Origin of the sequence: Rhodococcus sp. MEB032 (genome assembly GCF_030208925.1) — a bacterium.
GTDB lineage: Bacteria > Actinomycetota > Actinomycetes > Mycobacteriales > Mycobacteriaceae > Rhodococcus_F > Rhodococcus_F qingshengii.
The window spans coordinates 62,564-78,483 of record NZ_JARVSY010000039.1; the positions used below are offsets into that span (position 1 = coordinate 62,564).

A 15,920-nucleotide genomic window follows, 5' to 3' on the forward strand; every position below is an offset into this window, starting at 1 on the left:
CTCCTGAACGAAAGGCACCACATGAGCATCATCGACACCACCGCAGGAAACCGAGCGACCCGCCGCGCACACCGGCACGGCCGACACCGCCGCCGCACCCTCGCCCGTCAGAGCACCATCACCGTCATCGCTGCCGCAGCAGTGGCCGCCGGAATTACGCTCGCACCACCGGCAATCGCAGCGCCCGGGCAAGCCGGCATCACCGACGGAGGAGGGCAAGCGGGCATTACCGACGGCGCCGGACAGTCCGGCGTGACCACCGAACCCACCCCGCCGCCGGCCACAGAAGCTTCAGCCGCCACCGAGCCCATCTACTGGATCGACCCACCCGCGCAATACCAGCACATCGACTACCAGCCGCTACCGAACTGGGACTACGACACCAACACCTACACACCACCCACCTACACCGACACCACACCGACCGACTACACCCAACTCCATCTCCCCGGCCCCGTCGACGTCGTCGCACCGATCATCGCCCCCCGCGACACCCTCCGCATCGGAACCTTCCACATCGCACAACCGAACTGGGTCACCGACGTCGACCTCGAACGGACCAACAACACCACCGCCATCATCGAATCCCGAGTCGCCACCGGCTGGAGCTCCCTCGGCGTCCCCGTCGACAAAGCCAGCCGCGACGCCGCCACCCAAGTCGGCGGAGCCGCCGCCGGAGCGCTCGCCGGAGGAATCGGCCTCGCGACCCCGTTCGCCATCGGAGGAGCGCTGACCGGCGGCACCGTCGGAGGAAACATCGGACTCGGACTGGGCAACGTCTTCGTCCCCGGAATCGGCTGGGTAGCAGGCGGCCTCGCAGGAACCGCCGTCGGCGCCGGTACGGGCGCCCTCCTCGCCGGCGCCCCCGCATTCGTCCTCGGCGGCCTCGGCGGAGGAATAGCAGGATTCACCGCAGCCGTCGCATACGGCGCAGGCGAACTCGGCGAACCCGTCGAAATCGAGGTCCCCGACGTCGACCAACCCGCCGTCACCGGCCAGACACAGGACACGCTCACCGACTGGGAGAACTCCGGCCCCATCGGTGAGGCCGTGGCCACCACTGTCCGCGACACCGTCGCGACGGCCCCTGCGATCGACCAGCAGGCCCGCGACTTCGTCGCCGGACAGCCCGGAGGCGAGCAGATCATCGAACACGTCGACACCGCACTCACGGACTTCCTCACCAACGCGACCCCGGGCCTGGCGTCCTCGCTGATCAGCGACGCAGTCGGCGCGGGTATTCCGGCATAGCCCGCATGATCAGAGTCGTTCAGGGCGGGCGGCAAGGCGCCGCCCACCCTGAACTTGTCCATGCGTCACTGCAGAACCAGGCGTGAGCACCGAAGGGACGACAGCGATGAAGACGACAAGGCACCCCGCAGTGATCGACCTACTCGGCGGCACGCCCCACGGCGCAGGCGAGGACACGGCCACAACAGTTACCGCGCCCACGCCTCCGCCAGCGCCGAAGCGTCCGCCCGAGAGGGATTTCCGATCGCCCCGCCTGCGTTACGTCGCTGCCTTGATTGTCGCGGTCGCGCTGCTCGGTTGGTTCGTTCTGCATCTCCTCTCCGGCAGCGACGAGAGTGCACAGGAAAGAATCGCCGACGAGACAGACACCTCGGAAACGGCAACTACCCTCGACATCACCCCGCCCGCTCCCGCCGCTGCTGAAACCGATCCGACCGCATGCCGCACCGACCCCGGCGACCAGAAAAGCGGCCCCGGAGTCATCGCAGCCTTCGAGCACGCCTACTACGTCACCCGCTCCGGAACAGCCGTCCGCGCACTCACCACCCCCGACACCTCCCTGCCATCGAAGGAGAAGATCCAAGCCGGAATCGACACCGTCCCAACAGGGACCACCCACTGCGTGCGCATCACACCGATCTCGGCCGGTATCTACTCCGTTGCTCTCACCGAAATGCGTCCCGGCCAGCCGCCCGCACAGTTCCCACAGACCATCACCGCCAAAGAACTCGACGGTCGTTGGTTCGTCGACGTCATCAATTAACCAGCACCAGTTCCTCACTCGCCAAGGACATTTCGTGAACACGAGAACACTGATCGCGGGCGATACATCCTCGCCCGTCATCTTGCACGTCCCACACGCCTCGCGCGTCATTCCACCCGAGATCCGCTCGTCACTGACGGTCACCGACGATCAACTCGCCGCCGAACTCGACGAGATCACCGACGCGCACACCGACGAGATCGCACAGCACGCCGCGCAATCAGTGACACCCCGACCGTGGACACTGCGTAACGACCTCTCGCGGCTGGTGATCGATCCCGAACGATTCCCCGACGAGCGCGAAGAACTCAACGCCGTCGGCCGCGGCGCGGTCTACACCCAAACCTGCAACGGAGAGGTCCTGCGCAACGTCGACAACGCCTCACGAGATGCACTGCTCGATAACTACTTCCATCCGTACGCCGCCGCGATGTCCGACCTGGTGACGGACCGCATCGCAGCCACTGGGCGAGCAGTGATCATCGACGTCCATTCCTACCCGACATTGCCGTCGGCGTACGAGCTGCACCCTGACGGACTGCGCCCCGCGCTATGTATCGGCACCGACCCGAACCACACGCCGCCTTGGCTTGTAGAGGCCGCCTACGCCGCGTTCTCCTCGCTCGAGGACATCGGCATGGATACCCCATTTTCCGGTACGTACGTGCCCCTCGACCGCTACAACACCGATCCCCACGTGTGCTCGGTGATGATCGAACTGCGCCGCGACCAATACCTCACCGAAAGAAGCGAACTCGTCGACATCGCCGCCGAGAACCTCGGAGCCATGCTCGGCCGCCTCGTCGACGCGGCGGATCGGGGGAGCCGATAGATGTGCCAGAAGTACCCCGGCCCCCGCTGCACCCCGCACGTGCGTGCACGACTCGACAGAGCCCGCAGCAGGTTCGATGCCGCCCAGACGTTGTTCGACGCGAACCCCGCAGACACCCGAAACCGGCAACGATTGGACACTGCGACAACAAACCTCGCCGCCAGATCCGCCGAATACGACGCGACCCCCGGTGGACAAACCGAGTTGTGCACTCAGCTCGGCACAGAGGACGATCCAGGTAAACGAGAAAAGCTGCAGCATCGCCTCGAAACAGGCAAAGCGACACGTCAACAGCAGATCAGAGCAGTCTCAGGATTCACCCAACACGACCCGAAGGACAATAGCCATGACCGAGAACGAGACACCGCCCCTGACACAGGAACAACGCGAAGCGTTCTGGCGTCGCAGGGGATGGACACCGGAACTGTCGGACAACGCACGGGCGACGATCGAACAGGAATGGGACGATCTGGCGATCGAGGAAGCCGAAGCCCACGGCTTCTGATCGGTGACCGCGAGGTTGTTCCCACGCAGGTTCACACGCTCGATGCCGTTCGGGCCAGTCAGCTTCGACGCAGAGGAGACAGCACTCCGGAACTGTACGAGTTGACGTCCTCCGATGCCGATCTCTATCGGCAGCAGATGGAACAGCTCAAAGTCGGCAACCGCTTCGCCTCATCCGTACACGTCTACAACACAGGCGAATACGAGAATATGCGGCTGTTCGTGACCGACGACGGCCGTTCCGGCATCGCACTCAACGACGACGAAATCGTCTCTGCTTTCTCCCATCGGGACAGCAAATATCCAGGCGCCGCTAAATCCATGCTCGCCGTTGCCATCCAGCAAGGCGGACGACGACTGGACTGTTTCGATACGGCACTACCGAGGATCTATTCCGAGGCTGGATTCGTCCCTGTGGCCCGCCTGAAGTGGAACGATGATTACGCCCCCGACGACTGGAATTACGCCGTCTACAGCCGGTATAACGGGGGACGTCCCGATGTTGTGTTCATGGCCCACGATCCCGCCGCCTTGGACTCACGTTACGTGCCGGGTTCGGGACTCTATGTGGATTCGTACGGCGACGGTATCAATGCAGTCCGTGCCCGAATACGCACGTCAACGGTCTGTCGCTCGCGGTGATCGTCACCGCTGCCTCCATCCAGGACCGCGACGCCGCACACCGGTGCTGGCGGTCCTGCGCGGCGCATTCTCCACGATCGCACTGGTTTGGGCGACGGCGGCTACCCAGGACGGTTGGTCGGGTGGGCGAAACAGGTTTTCGCTTTTCGGATTAAGGCCATCAAATGGATCCCCGGCAGCACCGGGTTTCACGTCCGGCCCCACGTCTGGGTGGTCGAGAGGAGTTTCGCGTGAATCAGCAAAAACCGCCGCTGCGTGCGTGGTTACGAAACTAGACCCGACGACCACGAAGCCATGATCCACCTCGCCATGATCGCGCTTATGACACGACGCCTCGCTCTAACCGAATGAGTTCTCGGACGCTTTCTGATCTCGGAGTCCGTGCAGTTCGGTTGGTGAGGTTAGTCGAGGGACGCCAGCGCGGTAAGGACTTCCGAACGACCAAGCCTTTCGATGCCATCCACGAGGTCCAGCTGCCATGGCTGGGCGGTATCAGTGACCAGTTCGTCCCACGAACGGGCGGAGGGGATTTTGGAGGCTCGGTAGGCGTCGTGGACGACAGTGCAGGCGAGTGCGCCTGTGCGCAGAAGCGCGGGAATGTTCGCGTGCCGGATGTGCGAGGGATGCACGGCGCGGACATAGTTTCCCGAGTAGTAGTGGGCGGTGATTTGGGCTGCGACCTTTCCCAGCGAAATAGCTGATACGAGGCTGTGCGCCGCCAGGAGTAATTCGTTTCGTCGGCGCTTGTGCGGAAGATCCAACCGGGCGGTGCCGGTCTGCTTGTAGAGGTCGAGGTGCACGTAGGTGCGCATCAAGACTTCTGTGACCAGGACGGTCATTCCGGGTAACGCGATACCGTTTCGTACGTTCCAACCGTTGCCTGCACTGAGACCGTTGTAGGCGTGGAGTGCGAAATCGCGCAGTGCTTTACTGTCGCTCTCGTAGAGGAAGGACATACCGGGAATCGGAAGACTCATCGGGGTGATCACGTCCGCGAGGAGATGCTGAGCTAACCGCAGAGCCGCCTCGGACGTGGAATCGATGTCCTGGAACTTGTCTCCAACGACGACCTGGGTGGCGACGCCGGTATGCCATGCGGTGCCGCTGAATTCACCTGCCATGATCTGCTTGATCGCCGCGATCGGCCGCGCGAGATCATGGCCGGCGCTTTTGACGCGATGTGCGCGTCCCCCGAAACCGGGCCCCATGTAATCGATCGGGAGTCGTTTGCCGGCTTTCTCCCACCCACTGACGATGCCGGAGGACTTGAGGAGTGTGAGTCGATCTCGGATGGAGCCGTCGATCGAGGCGTCGAACCAGGTGCACATCATCCCGACGACACCGACAGCCCCGACAGCCACGAGGTCGGAGGTGGACCAGGTGAGACGATGCTTCTGCTGCCACAACTCGAATGCCTGACGTTGCTCCTCGGTCAGTGCCGCGTCGAGATCGACGTCGGTCCAATCGCGTCGTCCGCGAAGGTCGTCGTTGAATGTCGTGAGTTCGTCATAGGTTTGATATCGGGGACCATGTTCGAGCGATACCGCCGATTCCTGATCGTCGAGAGTTGCCCGGATGAGGTTTTCGATGTCGCCGAGTCGACGTGATTGCGTGTCGAGATTGCGCTCGATATCCTCGCTCACGCGATGATCTTCTCGGGTAGACGCTCACGAACCAACTCCAGGGTCGTCTGCGCCTGTTTGGTCTCGATCAGTTCGGCTTCGAGGTCCCTCACCCGAGCGCGTAGTTCGGTGTTTTCCGCGGAGGTGGCTGCTTTTTCCTGCTTGAGAGTGTTGATCGTCTCGACTAGCAGCCCGATGCGGTCGGTGACGTCGTTGAGTCGCTCTTGAAGGCTTTCGACGACGCGCCGCATCTTCTCGTCCCGGTCCGGTGCATCGGCGAGGACCATGCGAGCGACCAGGTCGAGTTTGACGGCTTCACCTGCGATCGCTTGCGAACCCAACGGGCTGTATCGCACACCGGCGGCAGCGACACCGGCGCCGGCGAGACCGCCGACACCGGTCAGCAGAAGTGTCCCGCCTGCGACGCCGAATCCGCCGGCCGCGAGGGATCCGCCGCCGAGCATCGCCAACCCTGCGGAGACCGCAGCCGCGCCGGTCAGTCCCATCGTGCCGCCGATGGCTGCACCGATCGGTGCAGCCGCCCACCCTGCAGTGAGAGCGCCGGCACCGACTCCGATGACGGAGACTGCGGCGACCCTGCCCCACTTGATCGACTTGCGGCGCAACGCTTTCATCAAACTTTCGAACTCGTTTGTCATCGCGTCGAGATCAGTTTTGCGTAGAGCGGTGAGATCGTCAGCAGCAGTGCGGAGTTCGGTCTTTCGTACTCCGGGTCCCCATGTCGTTGCGTCGGTCCAGGGGCTGAAGGTGATGAGTTCGGCGAGGATCACCACCGACGCGGATCGAGGGTGTACTTTCTGCGCGAGCGTGGGTGCCAGTGAGGTGAGCCCGTGGAGTTGGTCGAGAAAATGCTTGTGTGTGACGGTAGTCAATTCCTCTGCCAGTGCTGGTGGTAGCGCGCCGGAGGTGAGCACCTCGTTGATTGCGGCGGCGACGAAACGCTGCAGTCGATCCTGCTTTGTGCTGCGGGCGCTGGGTTTGCGTTCGTCTTCCCAATCGCGGCGCAGCATCCGCGCTTGCAGGGCCCGCAACGTGAGCATGTGCTCTGGGGTCAATCGAAGTTCGCGAGCAATCTGATCTGCGGAGACATCGGTCAAGAGTTTTTCCTCTGCGCGAATGGAGACAACGGGGAAGACATTACCGAAAGGGGGAAGACATTACCGAAAGATGCCGACACTCCAATCAAACTTTCATGTTTGCGCCGGGCTGAGCTTAGGTAAATGGAGACCGTACAGTGTGGGCGCATGCCGATGGACATGTCATCAGCAGGCTCACTGGGCGAACGCCGTTTTTACCGGATTTCGACCCGAACGCTCTAAAACCAATATCAGCCTTCGCGCAGCTGCAGTAAGTCGACAATGGCATCATTCGCCGAATAGGAACACTGTGTCGTAAAGAAATAACATGGCCCTCAAGGAATCAGTGGGCGTTGGAGACGGAACGGAATTCATGAGCGCGGAGCAGAGTCCCGGCGGACAGCGACCACAACGGGAATGGTTGTGGAATGAGCAGAGGCGGGGGTGGGACAGGAATCCTGCCTACGTTGCGCAGCACGCCTCGTCCCCCGCGTCCGAGGGAAAGGTCAACTGGCGAGGGCTCCTGTGGCTGGCCGCCGCGGTCGTAGCTGCGGCGTACCTCCTCAACGCGTGGTCGACGACCCGAGTCGAAGATCGACACAGTCAGGAGGGTTCGACTGCTCCAGCCGGCACCAATAGCGAAAATTCTTTTTCCCCAACAACTTCCGCGGAAAGTGACGGTACTGTGCGCGCGGCACTCGAGCGCGCCGGCGTGACACCAGGGATGGTGACAGATCTCGGGATCGTCGGTGACGAAGTCGGGTACGGAATCAGCACGTCGGTTCCGATGAATCAGGAACAGCGCGAGGATTTCGCTTACGCGATCGTGCTGTTCTGCCGAGATATCGGTGGTGGCGAAACGTCGTGGGAAAACTCGCTCAATGAAGACTTGTTCAGTGGCGCAGAATTATCGGATGCTCAGCGGCTTAATGACTATGCCCGTACCGACTTCTGCCCCCTTGTCCGAGACGACCCGACGACGCCTGCTGCCGGAAAACCTTCAGCGGCTGCCGGCGCGTCACCTGTCCTGTTGACTGCCGCCGTCGCTGCGGAGGGTCGGACGGTGAACGTGTCCGGTTCTGCTTCGCTACCAGACGGAGCCCGACTGGTGATAACACTCTCTCGAATCGAATACTTCGGATTTGGCGATGAGAAGCACTACGGACAGTCCGCATCGGGCAGCACGGTAGTGACCGATGGGCGATTCTCTGCCACTCTCGTGGATGACCAAGGAAAGGCCCGAGCATTCGCCGAGGCGTACAACGCCGGTGAACCTGCGCAACGACAGATCCGGGTCTCCGATCTGGTGCAAGTCCAAGTTGTGTTCGATCCGCGTGAGAATCAATCGTCTGCGGTGATTTCTGCGGTGGGCGGCGAAGACGCGCAGATCCTGGAAAGCAGCCCTCAAGGCGCGGAATTCGGAACGCGCACCGATGATCCGTACTGGAGGTTGGAACTCGAATCCGAACTTCTATTGCCGTTCGAGCCCTGACGACTGGAAAACCGGGGTGCGGTTCGCAAGCAGCGACTATCTTCGGCGTTTCTCTCGGTCATGTTCGGCACGGTAGGTGGTTGCGAGGCTTCGGCGTTCGTTGTCTTGGGGGCATCACACTCTCTGCGCTGGCGTCCTCTGCTTGTTGACGAACGGCCAATACCTGATCTTTCATGGCCGACGTCCTGTAAGGCGAGAACGGGGTCTGACAAGCAGTCTTGCGCGGTGAGTGAAACCGGAAGAAGTTCCTACATGTGTAGGACCTTGATTTCGTTGCGCTCGCCCAGTGGCCTGCATATGTGATGCCGTCCGATTCGGACTGGACAGAACTGGTCTGGCGATCGATTGGATAGGAGTGCCACCCTTCGCGCACATCGGCTTTTCTTACGCCGCGTCCGATGGAATTGCCCCCAAACTTCCACGGCAAGGCGGCATGCTCGCGTACCAGCGAAAGAATTCAGACGCGGATGCCATTTCGAATGACTTGCGCCCCAACCCTATTGCGCGTGGACCTAGACCCGACCCAGGGAAGTATCGAGCGAGTGCTCGGGGGAGTTGGTCCCAGCGCTGCCTCCGACGTGATCGCCGCGGCCGAGGCTCGAAGGACACACGTCCAATCGCACGGCATGACCGTGGTCGGTAGTGTCGGCCCGACTGCCTGATACTGCAGATAACATGAACGCCATACCCATTCAGCAAATCAACGAAGGACCTCTGTGGCCGAAATATTGATTCGCCAACTCATCGACGATCTCGACGGAAAACCCATCGACACCGGATTGGACCATCAGGTCACTTTCTCCTATCAGGGCACCGATTATCGGATCGATCTACGCCCTACAAATGCCGACAAGATCGAAGCGGCGTTCGCCCCGTATATCAAGTCTGCAGAGAAAGTCTCCGCGGCAGGCAAAGCGCGTACTACAACCTCGACCGCACGCAAGGCATCAGGGTCTGGTCGGTCAGCGGAGCAACTGCACGCGATCCGGGAGTGGGCCGGTAAGAACGGCTTCGATGTTTCTCCACGTGGGCGCATCAAAGCCGACGTCATCGATGCATTCGACGCCGCACACTGACGCTGGTGAGCAGCATCTTTTCTCACTGATACTCGGCCCGCACCGCACCTGCATCCTGTGATTCTTCGATGAGGCGGAAAGATTTAGGCGAGCTTGAGACCGTCCTCGGCGGCGAAAACCAGACGGCCGTCGTCGAGGGCGATCGCCCGCCGCAGCACCGGCGCCCAATCTCGCACCAGATCGGAGTTGTCGATGACTGTCTCGGGATAGTCCTTGCTCACGACCCCGCCCCGAAGCTCAGTATCACCGGCCCGTGATCCGGAAGTCGGGATCACGGTAACCCGTGAACCGACCACAATGTTTCAGGGTTCAACGCCGGAATCGGACATGGGCAGAGAATCCGTAAGCGCCTGGGGATGGGATGTCCTATCCGGGGACGCTGCTTCGAGGAGGTGTTTGCGTGAGTGTCCAGTCAACCTTCTAGGCCATCTACTCACCTGAATTTCCTGTTCGTGCGCAAGGGGTTTCGAGATTTTGTCTAGTGGATCGGTGTTGTCAGCACCAGCGGCTACGGCAGAACCCGCCGCCACCCCCGCCGCCCCCTCCGCCACCACTGCTGCTGTAGGTGGGGTGTCGGCGTAGATGTTTCCGTTGTCGTCGAATTTGTATGTGGTGCGATCGTCGTCGCTGGTGTAAAGGACCCCGTCGGGACCGGCTCGTAGCCGATCGAGCTCGGCTTTCTGTTCGGCCTTGATGATCGCGGTATCGTCGTCGGCTCGGCATTGCGCCTGCAATCCGATGCGGTTGTCCCATGCGTTCTGGTACGCGGTGAACAGTGCCGGCCACCGTAGCGAATTCGGGGCTGCGTTGTTGGATTGGCGGGCTGCCGCGAGCTGTTGATCGAGTGATGTCGTGGACAGGACGGACAGGTTGATGCCCGGCATATCCAGGGTGCCCAGACCTTCGGCGAGAAGTACTTCGTTGAGCAGGATTTCGGTACCGGTGGAGGTGTTCGCAGTCGATGGGACGCCGGTTGTGGTGGCCGATCCTGACGTCTTTTCTGTTGTAGACGTTGTGGTGTCGGCCGACTCCGTTGTCGACGCCGTCGTTGACCCGGCCGTGGTGGTCGGATCAGTCGCAGTTGCGGTGATGGTGGTGTCGGCTGGTCCTGCGATGTACACGTATCCGCCAGGTGTGAGGGGCATGGAACGCACGACCCGTACGGCGGTGCCGATCGGTGCAAGTTCGGTCAACCGCTGCCGCACCACCGCGCGATTCGAGTCGGAGGCGGTGTAGCCGCCGCAGATCACTGCGCCGACGTGGCTGATGTCGACGCGAGTTCGTTCTCCGTCGACGTCGATATAGAGGCCTGCGCCGGATCCGGCTGCGTCGTAGTCGAGGACCGTGCCTTCCCACTCGACTCGCTTTCGTACCGGGATCGGTACCGCAAAGGTTGTTGTGGGCGAGGTTTGAGTGGAGGTCGTGGGCGCTGCGATCGAGTTGGTCGATGGACCGTCGTCGTTGATGCAACTGCCGAACATCGCCAGCACCAACACAGCGCCTAGTCCCCAACCGAGTTTCTGCTTCGTCGTTGCCATGAACCTCACCACCGCTGCGGTGCCGGTCACCGAAGCCCGGGGAATCATAGACGACCCGGCAAGGCTCTCCGGCACTGCTATTAGGTTGCTGCCGCGTCGAGAATCGGGTGAGAGACAGGATGCCGGCGCTAGGGATCTTTTCGAATGACGGGCGCGCCGATCGCGCAGGTGCTATTCGTGTGCACCAGCCTGGCGACCGCAGCCCCCGTATTCGGCCCGGCCAGGAAGGTAACGGGTATATGCTCAGCGTCCTGTGAGACCGTCCCTATTCCTGCCCGCTCAGCATGACCCCGAGCGGGTTCCGACCGCAAGGTCTGGTATCAATTGCTCCATGAAGAAGACAATTCTGGCTTTGCTTGGGGTTAGCGCGTTCCTGATTTCGGCATGCGGAAGTGCGGATGACACGCACGATGAAGCCAAGGCTGAATCGGTGTGTTTATCAGGGATCAAGGATAAGGCTGGCCCGATTGGGGATATCGCCGTCGCCGACGTTGTCACCGTCGCGGGTAATGACGGGAGCTTTTCTATTAGGGGAAAGTTGACGGGTTCGCTCGATTCCGGAGCGGCAGTTGCTTACGACGTGAGCTGCATTGCGAAAGTAGACGGGAAGTCGCTTGTCTCCAGCGAAGTTTCGTACGTCTCTTCGACCAGTCCCGATGCTAGTGGTGCTCCCACGACCTCGGCGAAGCCTAAATCGGCAACACCAGCACTACCGACGATCGGACAGCCGGTGACCAGTGGCGGCGCGATTGTCACGATCAACAGTGTGGTCGAATCGCAGTCGATTACGGCGCAGCCCGAAAGGTCCATCACGCGCGGCGAGTATGCGGAGCAGGCCCCAAGGTCTGGTGGGAAGTTTGTGATCGTTGATACGACGGTTCTCAACGATGGGAAGGTCTCGATGGACCTGACATGTTCGTTCCCGATTCAGAACAAGCTCATCACTGCGGATAAGCGGCAATACGACCCGATTGACGACCTGTACAAGATTCAGGGTAACCCTGAATGCAACGACGGACTACAGCCCGGGTTCGACAGTCACATGGTCTATGTCTATGAAATCCCCACCGCGGCTGTGCCTGCACAGTTTGGGTTCGCTGACATGGAGACCCAGACCTACAACAATTTGACCTTGATCAACGTCGCGAACGCTGGTTAGTCGCGCACATGAAAATCCCGATGGCGAGCCCGTTCTCGGCTAACAGCGAGAGTGGACGCACATCTGACATAGTTGCGGGGATGGGCGTACATCGTGGTCCCTGTATCCCCGATTGTCGGATACTCGGCCTCATGGCTGTGATCTACAGGAACACATCCCTGACCGCATTCAAGGTGTCGTAGACGACTCTGACCTGTCGTGTGATCGCGGCGGATGCGAAAGTCGGGTATCCCCGTGAATGCGACCAGTCCGTCTGGTTTGATTCTCTGATGAAACGAATCTTTGCGGCACTTCTGGTGCCTACTGCAGTGCTACTCGTAGCCTGTGGGAACTCGGCTACTTCGTCGAAGACATCAACGTCAGCGACGTCCACGTCCTCCAGTGTGCGGGCAACGAAATCGACCGCCGCTCCAGCGGCAAGTGCTGCCGCCGCGCGCCCTAACGCCTTGCCGATCGCGGACCCCGCCTTCGCGGCTGCCGTGAGCGCAGTACCCCTCCCCGGCGGCGCGACGGTGACTACGGGTCGGTTGAGCAAGGACAGTGGCCATCCAGGGATGCAGGCTGCAGCAATCGACATCTGCGATCCCTCGGTGAAGACGCCGGACGACCTCAGGCCGATTGCGACCGCCTACGCGAAGGCCCTCAAAGCGTCGCCGCTGGGTGAGGAACTGTTTGCCGTGTACGTTGCGAGCTACCAGGTTGCTGGCAAAGACGTGAAGAACGAAGTGAAGACCAAAGATCCTGATTATCAGTTGCATCTCTGGAACGGGAAGCCCTCCGCAGCAGCAGAGTTGAAGACCTGGGAGGTCGTCGTCGGCTGAATCGCTCTTCAGTCGGCGGTAAAGGCTCACGATCCATTTGTAAGCCGATGCTCTCACTGCCCGAATGGTCCTTGTTCTCGCAACATCTGGACCTTGGGATTTCGAGATTGACGGACAGTCTTACAGTGTGTGTGCAGGCATCCACCGATATGGCGTCTGCAGGGATCGTTACAGCGAACCGCTCTCGTCCTTCATGGCTCTGCCGCCCACCGCGAGAGGGGGATTGGCGCAGCTATGGCGGGTGTGGACAACGCGATCATTGTCGTTGTTTGTGGATTTTCACTTCGGTGACCGCACGGTAGATCTCGGTTCCTGGTCCAGTCCTGCTGCTCTGGAGATGAGCGTGGCCACTGGTGAATGATCCAGCCGTGCTTACTCTCTTCGAATGGCCACCCGGTTACCTATGTGTCGCTCGCAGGTGATTTTGACGCCGGAAGGTGCTGCCGCGTAGTAAGCCACGGGATTGGTCACGGTTACGCCCACGGCTGCGCCTGGTGGGGTTCCCTTCGAGCGGAGGACACGGGGTTACGTGCATACGAGGAAAGGACGGTGCGGATCCACTCACCGAGCAAGTGCGGCAAAACGCACCGTCGTCGGTGGGATCGAGTTCGCCGATCCTTCGGTCGCCCGTAGGGGTCAGGCACGCCGCTGCATCCGTCAACTCGGGGGACCCGGCTGCTGCAGGTAAGCCTTTTCGACCGTCGGTTCGAGCGATCCGGCGGCGGACGGGCGGAAGATCGTGATTTTGACTGAGGGGATCACACCGGATTGCGCCAGGTCGATCAGCTGCAGAGCATGGTCTCCGCAATGCGATAGTGCGTCGGCTGTGTGTGGGGTGGGGTAGCAGCCGTCGATCGCATCCGGGGGAGTGAACCGACCGCCGAGCGTGTCGGTGCCGGCAACCCATCGGGTACGGCCCGACCACCACCGCGACAGCGCCTGGCGATGGGCGGTGTCCGGGTCGACCTCGATACCGAGCACTTCCACTGATGAGTAATACGCGTCTGCGAGTTGGCTAAAAACGTCAGGGCCTTGGTCGGGCCACTTCAGCGTGCCTTCCACGATGATGTTCTCGCGCTGCTCGACACAATGCTTGCGGATCTCGTTGATCAGATTCGTCGACTCATCGTGGACGAGCGCAGCCAATTCTCGTGGCGCGATGGTGTGGCGGTCGGGGAGTTCGTAGGCGAGGAGGTCGTCGTAGATTCCGTCGCCGACGGCCGCTTCGATCAGGTAGTCCTTGACGATGTCGGCGTCGAGGATTCGGTAACTGGCCAGGTCTGGGACCTGGGATCGGAGCATGTTGGTCTTGCCTGCCCCCGGAGGACCCGCGGTGAGGATCGCGGAGCGACCCTCGCACTGCGGGCTCTCCCGATCGAGGTAGCGACGGATAATGGTCTTGCGCATCGAGGCCCTGAGCGGATCGCCCGCGTAGCGGATCCAGGTCGACGTCTCTGCCGCTGTGTTTAAAGGCTGACCGGGCGCGGACAGTGCCGCTAGCTGCGCGGCGACCTCATCGCGCAGTGAACTGTGTGCGGTCACCTGGTGCGAGATGCTCGCTTGAGGTGACTTTTTTGCCGTTCCATCAGGTGTGTGAACTCGTCGTCGGACAGCAAATCTCGGTAGAAGGCATGCTCGACGTCGTCCCAGTCGCCCGAGATGTACGCATCGGTGGCGATGCCGTCCATTTTGGGGATGTAACCGAAGGAGTAGGACCAGTTCATGAGCTGGTCCATCATCTCGTCGTCGGTGATCATCCCAGCGGTTCGGCGGTCGATTACTTCCGCCGGGGTGATCCGTTGTACCTGATCGGGGTTCTCAAGGAGTCGGTGCACGAGTCGGTGGATGGTCGTGTGGGAGGCGCCTCCGACGATTTCGCTGATGCGGCGTTGAGTCAGCCCATGTATTCCGAGCGCGTTGAGGATTGCCCGCTCGAGTTCGCGTTCGTCGATGCGACGACGTGCTGCCATCTGGGCGAGGTTTCTCTCCGCGCGTACCTGTTCGACCGTAGTCATGTCCGCACCTCCAACGATTTCAAAATGAAATTCTACCTTGACTGTACGCGGTCCTTGGGTGATTCGTCGATGTCAGCCTCGGCTGGCTGTGAGGCGACACATGGGCTGAATCCGGGCGGGAGGTATCGACTTGGGAGGTGCCGTCGCTCGGTAGCTTGGTTGAATAACCCCGTCGTCCAGCGAGTTACTGGAAGATTAGTCGTTAAGTCCGAGATCTTCCTTTGCTGCGCGAATGAACTCCTCTTTCAGCGTCGCAGCTCGCGCACCGATATCTGTCGAGGATGGGCGGTCGGCCACCTGCCCCCCGAGTGCTTGTAAGTTGGAGATAATTCGAGCAAATGCCTCCGCTGCCTCCGATTGCTGGGATAAATCAGAGTCCGGAGTTGTGTAATTGACTTGGGATATATCGTTATAAACAGTGCGGTGCACCTGTTTGAGTGCCTCGGAAATAGAAGTTACTTCCTGTGAGCTGATGATTTTAGCTTTTGCGATAGAATCATCGAGCGCTTTAAATCCATCGTCCCACGGTTCGACGTCTAATGTTACGGGTGGATTAGGTGAATCGCGACTGAATATTACCGATATGACTAGGCTTTGTTCAAAATTCTCCAAGTTGGAGAGTCCGGTAAGGATTTCGGCGTAAACTTCCTTGCGCTGTTCTCGACGGTACTGCTCAAGGGACTGCTCTTCTGCTGAGGTGACTTGTATTGAAGCTGCCACGTAGCTGGCGCCGATGCCGAGTACGCCGCCAAGCACTGCTCCTCCCGCAGCAATCCATGCAATTGATTTCATCGTGCGGAGATCCGTCGGATGCGTGGGTGGAGCTGGGGAAATGTTAGACGTCGACCGGCCCGCCACTCGGCGGCCAAGGTGAAGCGAAGGCTGACGAAGCCCACGTACCGTTGGTTGGATCCGCCTTCGCGGGGGCGGTGTAGTCATGGGCTGAATCTATCAGGATCAGATGATCGAAGGTTTGGAATCTCTAATCAAGAGTTCGAGATATCAACGGCGGTGTTATATGGCGATCGCGTGCGGTGTTCCAATCATCCACCCGCTGTGATTCTATGCCGTAAGCATGTGATCGCGAGTTGGACTATTCCGAGATTCA

Annotated in this window: 17 protein-coding genes; 10 read left to right on the plus strand and 7 right to left on the minus strand. The window is 60.8% G+C overall.

What is annotated here, in order from left to right; translation table 11 throughout:
* Positions 1-21: 21 nt before the first annotated feature.
* From QRN54_RS29010 to QRN54_RS29030, 5 genes are all read left to right on the plus strand, one after another.
* Positions 22-1,251, plus strand: a complete 1,230-nt coding sequence (locus tag QRN54_RS29010) for a hypothetical protein (RefSeq protein ID WP_054187066.1) — start codon at positions 22-24, stop codon at positions 1,249-1,251.
* 106 nt (positions 1,252-1,357) lie between these two features.
* Complete coding sequence (locus tag QRN54_RS29015) at positions 1,358-2,014, plus strand: DUF8176 domain-containing protein (protein WP_054187065.1); 657 nt, start codon at positions 1,358-1,360, stop codon at positions 2,012-2,014.
* Positions 2,015-2,048: 34 nt separating this feature from the next.
* Positions 2,049-2,846, plus strand: a complete 798-nt coding sequence (locus QRN54_RS29020) for an N-formylglutamate amidohydrolase (protein WP_054187064.1) — start codon at positions 2,049-2,051, stop codon at positions 2,844-2,846.
* A gap of 346 nt (positions 2,847-3,192) precedes the next feature.
* Positions 3,193-3,351: a hypothetical protein gene (locus tag QRN54_RS29025; RefSeq protein WP_181991971.1), complete on the plus strand. Its 159-nt coding sequence runs from the start codon at positions 3,193-3,195 to the stop codon at positions 3,349-3,351.
* Positions 3,352-3,452: 101 nt separating this feature from the next.
* Positions 3,453-3,992, plus strand: a complete 540-nt coding sequence (locus QRN54_RS29030) for a hypothetical protein (RefSeq protein WP_232318994.1) — start codon at positions 3,453-3,455, stop codon at positions 3,990-3,992.
* Positions 3,993-4,393: 401 nt separating this feature from the next.
* Here QRN54_RS29030 and QRN54_RS29035 read toward each other — a convergent pair whose 3' ends face one another.
* Together QRN54_RS29035 and QRN54_RS29040 are read right to left on the minus strand one after the other, a co-directional pair.
* Entirely contained in the window at positions 4,394-5,635 is a 1,242-nt protein-coding gene (locus QRN54_RS29035; RefSeq protein WP_054187063.1) for a hypothetical protein, read from the minus strand.
* The gene (locus tag QRN54_RS29040; protein ID WP_147343781.1) at positions 5,632-6,732 is read right to left on the minus strand and encodes a hypothetical protein; all 1,101 of its coding nucleotides are present in this window, start codon (positions 6,730-6,732) and stop codon (positions 5,632-5,634) included. Before QRN54_RS29040 ends, QRN54_RS29035 begins: the two co-directional genes overlap by 4 nt.
* 307 nt (positions 6,733-7,039) lie before the next feature.
* Between QRN54_RS29040 and QRN54_RS29045 the strand changes: the two genes are divergently transcribed.
* From QRN54_RS29045 to QRN54_RS29055, 3 genes are all read left to right on the plus strand, one after another.
* Positions 7,040-8,203 carry a hypothetical protein gene (locus QRN54_RS29045; RefSeq protein WP_054187061.1) on the plus strand — a complete coding sequence of 388 codons (1,164 nt, stop codon included), beginning with the start codon at positions 7,040-7,042 and terminating at the stop codon, positions 8,201-8,203.
* A 506-nt stretch (positions 8,204-8,709) separates the two neighbouring features.
* Positions 8,710-8,865 (plus strand): hypothetical protein, encoded by a 156-nt coding sequence (locus QRN54_RS29050; RefSeq protein WP_157092613.1) that lies wholly within the window; start codon positions 8,710-8,712, stop codon positions 8,863-8,865.
* A gap of 54 nt (positions 8,866-8,919) precedes the next feature.
* Positions 8,920-9,279, plus strand: coding sequence for a histone-like nucleoid-structuring protein Lsr2 (locus tag QRN54_RS29055; protein ID WP_054187060.1), 360 nt, complete (start codon positions 8,920-8,922; stop codon positions 9,277-9,279).
* Positions 9,280-9,362: 83 nt separating this feature from the next.
* Here QRN54_RS29055 and QRN54_RS29060 read toward each other — a convergent pair whose 3' ends face one another.
* The gene (locus QRN54_RS29060) at positions 9,363-9,500 is read right to left on the minus strand and encodes a hypothetical protein (protein ID WP_442978424.1); all 138 of its coding nucleotides are present in this window, start codon (positions 9,498-9,500) and stop codon (positions 9,363-9,365) included.
* A gap of 81 nt (positions 9,501-9,581) precedes the next feature.
* On the minus strand, positions 9,582-10,817 hold the full coding sequence (locus tag QRN54_RS29065) for a hypothetical protein (RefSeq protein WP_232318993.1): 1,236 nt from the start codon (positions 10,815-10,817) through the stop codon (positions 9,582-9,584).
* 331 nt (positions 10,818-11,148) lie between these two features.
* Here QRN54_RS29065 and QRN54_RS29070 point away from each other — a divergent pair, with 331 nt between their 5' ends.
* On the plus strand, positions 11,149-11,976 hold the full coding sequence (locus QRN54_RS29070) for a DUF4352 domain-containing protein (protein ID WP_054187059.1): 828 nt from the start codon (positions 11,149-11,151) through the stop codon (positions 11,974-11,976).
* A 269-nt stretch (positions 11,977-12,245) separates the two neighbouring features.
* The gene (locus QRN54_RS29075; protein WP_147343829.1) at positions 12,246-12,797 is read left to right on the plus strand and encodes a hypothetical protein; all 552 of its coding nucleotides are present in this window, start codon (positions 12,246-12,248) and stop codon (positions 12,795-12,797) included.
* Positions 12,798-13,454: 657 nt separating this feature from the next.
* Here the strand turns inward: QRN54_RS29075 and QRN54_RS29080 are convergent.
* The 3 genes from QRN54_RS29080 to QRN54_RS29090 all read right to left on the minus strand — a co-directional run bounded on the left by QRN54_RS29080 (position 13,455) and on the right by QRN54_RS29090 (position 15,604).
* A complete protein-coding gene (locus tag QRN54_RS29080; RefSeq protein ID WP_054187056.1) occupies positions 13,455-14,339 on the minus strand; it encodes a zeta toxin family protein in 885 nt (294 codons plus the stop codon).
* Positions 14,336-14,812 (minus strand): hypothetical protein, encoded by a 477-nt coding sequence (locus tag QRN54_RS29085; protein ID WP_054187055.1) that lies wholly within the window; start codon positions 14,810-14,812, stop codon positions 14,336-14,338. Before QRN54_RS29085 ends, QRN54_RS29080 begins: the two co-directional genes overlap by 4 nt.
* 195 nt (positions 14,813-15,007) lie before the next feature.
* On the minus strand, positions 15,008-15,604 hold the full coding sequence (locus QRN54_RS29090) for a hypothetical protein (protein WP_054187054.1): 597 nt from the start codon (positions 15,602-15,604) through the stop codon (positions 15,008-15,010).
* Positions 15,605-15,920 lie beyond the last annotated feature (316 nt).